The sequence below is a fragment of the Syntrophorhabdus sp. genome (assembly GCA_012719415.1).
Classification (GTDB): domain Bacteria; phylum Desulfobacterota; class Syntrophorhabdia; order Syntrophorhabdales; family Syntrophorhabdaceae; genus Delta-02.
Map to the genome: position 1 here is coordinate 1 of JAAYAK010000079.1, position 3,164 is coordinate 3,164.

General features: G+C 57.5%; 2 protein-coding genes. One reads left to right on the forward strand and one right to left on the reverse strand.

Annotation, left to right across the window (positions count from 1 at the left end; translation table 11 throughout):
- On the reverse strand, positions 1-1,927 hold a 1,927-nt coding region (locus GXX82_05175; protein NLT22418.1), incomplete at its 3' end, for a PAS domain S-box protein.
- A 393-nt stretch (positions 1,928-2,320) separates the two neighbouring features.
- On the opposite strand from GXX82_05175, the gene GXX82_05180 reads away from it, so the two are divergent.
- Positions 2,321-3,164, forward strand: an 844-nt coding sequence (locus tag GXX82_05180; GenBank protein NLT22419.1) for a KamA family radical SAM protein, incomplete at its 3' end; no start/stop codon positions are given.

Below are 3,164 nucleotides of genomic sequence, written 5' to 3' on the forward strand. Positions count from 1 at the left end.
CTTTGCCCTCTATCCCTTTTTCCAGGATGATATCCTTCGTGTATCCGCTCGTGAAGAGCACCCGGACACGCGGGTCCATCCGGTGCATCTCTTCATAGACCTCGCGTCCGTTCTTTTTCGGCATCACGGAATCGACGATGACGAGATCGACGTCCCTGTACCGCCTGAACTTGTCGACCGCGTCCTCGCCGTCCACGGCCTCAATGGTCCTGTACCCGTATTCCTGAAGGGCCTCCCGCATGAACCGCCTGACCTCTTCGTTGTCTTCGGCGATGAGGATCGTCCCCGTCCCCGCGGAAAGGGGGACCGCCTCTTCCTCTTCGCGGTCCGTCTTCGCCTGCACCACGGGAAGATAGATGCGGAAGGCGCTCCCGCGACCCGGTTCGCTTTGCACGGTAATGTATCCGTCGTGCTGTTTCACGATCCCGTACACCGTGGCAAGCCCGAGCCCCGTGCCCTTGCCGGTCTCTTTCGTTGTGAAAAAGGGGTCGAAGATCTTCCGTTGCGTCGCTTCATCCATGCCCTCACCGGTGTCCGAGATGGTTATCATCACGTACCGTCCCGGTTTGCCGAACCCGTGGGCCCTGGTAAACCTCTCGTCAATGTCCGCAATATCGGTCCTGATTGTGAGCGTGCCCCCCCTCGGCATGGCGTCGCGGGCGTTCGTGACGAGATTGAAAAGGATCTGGTCCACCTGGGACCTGTCCGCCATGACCACCGTGTCGTCCCGGGTAAGGGTGGTATGAAGGTCGACGTCCTCCGTCAGAAGCCTCTTGAGGAGCTTCTTCGTCGATCCTATCGTGCTGTTCATGTCCAGGGGAAGAAGGGTCACAGGCTGCTTCCTGCTGAAGGCGAGAAGACTCTGTGTGAGATCGGCCGCCTTTCGCGATGCCGACAGGACCTGGTCCAGGTACGGCCGCAGAGGGCTGTCCTTCTCCATCTTCATCTGCATAAGCGAGGCGTATCCCATCAGGGCCGAGAGGATATTGTTGAAGTCGTGGGCGATGCCGCCCGCCAGGGTGCCTATCGATTCCATCTTCTGGGCGTGGCGGAGCTGGGATTCGAGCCTCCTCATTTCGGTGATGTCCTCGCAGCTCATCAGGTACTCGCCGGAGGCCAGCACAGACACGACAAGGCTCACGACCTTATCCGTTCCGTCCTTGCAGGCGACGGTGAATACCCGTGACTTCCTCGCCCCGGGGATTGCATTTCCAAGGTCTTCTTTCGCCGCCGCGGTGACCATCTTCCTGTACGCGGTGTCCGGGTAGGCCCTTCTGTACCATGTCGCTATGTCAGGAACATCGGACATGTCATATCCGAAGAGGTCCCTGAAATGAGTGTTCATGTAGACGACGCGGCTCTTCCTGTCGATGAGAAACATGCCGAAGGGGGCGTTGTCGAGAAGGGTCCTCAGTTTCTCCTTTTCGAGGAGGATCTCCCGAGCGGCCCGTTTCCGGTTCGTGATGTCGCGCACGAAACCGATGACGACGGTCCGGCCCATGTACTGGACCACGCTCGTATTGATCTCCACCGGGACGAAACGTCCATCCTTGCTGACAAGCTCCATCTCATCGGGACCTGTAGACTTCCCTTCCCTGCTGGCCTCAAACAATTCGGCCGCCTTGAAGAAGCTGGCTTCCGAAAGGAGGTTCATCTCGAGGAAATTCTTGCCGATGAGTTCCTCCCTGCCATAGCCGATAATCTCCTCGCTCTTGCGGTTGCCGTACAGAAAGGCGCCCTCCGTGTCCATGATGTAGACAGCATCAGGAGCATTCTCCAAGCAGGCCCTCAACGAGTCCCCGGCCTCCTTGAGCGCCTCCTCGGATTGCCGCCGCCCGGCCTCCGATTCCTCCAGCTCCCTGATCTTCCGCTTGAGAATGGATATCTCTTCGAGCAGTTCCTGATTCGTTCCCGACGCGTCCTTCATCTGGTCTCCTTATGGTCATAAAGAGTGCCGATGTGCCAGAGCATATCAAATACTATAGTGATAAAATGAGAAAACGCAATTCTCCATCACGAAAAATACCAGCTTGCCTTTACCGATCACATACGAAGGCAATAGCGGTATTTGTCTTCAGTTGTCTTATCGCATGATTCCAACACAGCATTAGACAAATCCCGGGAGCCAGGTTGAAAAAAGAAAGACTCTGTTTCCAAAGGTAACCCGTTTGACAGAAAGGCACAGGTCTCCCGGGTTATATAAAAGTGGGTGTCAAAAGACATTCGGCAACCCGACACAAGGAGAAGGCCCTTTTCCCGGGGCCGGAAAGCACGTGGAGGGCACCTCGAGAAGCGGTGTTCTGCGCTAAAGGAGGAAACGATGCACTTGACAAAAACCCGGAACCAGACTGCTCCCGCGATCAAAGATATGGCACAACCCCTTCTCTGGAATGACTGGAGATGGCAGATCAGGCATTGTGTCCGCGACCTCACGACCCTGGAGAACCTTCTTGGGATTGAATTCGATGACGCTCGGCGTGAGCAGTACGAGCACACCATCAGTCGTTTCCCCATGTCCATAACACCGTACTATCTTTCGCTCGTTGATGTGGAGAACCTGGAGCACGACCCGATCTTCAAGCAAAGCTTTCCCTCCGTGCTGGAAATGAACGTCACCCCCGACGACATGACCGATCCGCTCCACGAGGACGAAGACAGCCCGGTCCCCGGCATCACTCACCGCTATCCCGACAGGGTGCTGTTCCTTGTCAGCAACACCTGCTCGATGTATTGTCGTCACTGCACCCGGAAGCGGCGCGTGGGCGACCGTGACAGCATTCCCGACCGCTCCCAGGTAATGGCCGGCCTCGACTACATACGGGAGACGCGGCAGGTCCGGGACGTTCTGCTCAGCGGAGGCGATCCGTTCCTGCTGTCCGACGACTACCTCGACTGGATCCTCACCGAGCTTGATGCCATCGACCACGTGGAGGTGGTGCGCGTCGGAACGCGCACACCCGTCGTGCTCCCCTACCGCATAACCGACAACCTGGTGAACATCCTCAAAAAGCATCACCCCCTCTGGATCAACACGCACTTCAACCATCCCCGGGAACTAACGTCCTCCTCCCGAAGGGCCCTGGCCAAGCTCGCCGACGCGGGCATACCCCTTGGCAACCAGTCCGTCCTTCTGGCGGGCATCAACGATTGTCCTCGCATCATGA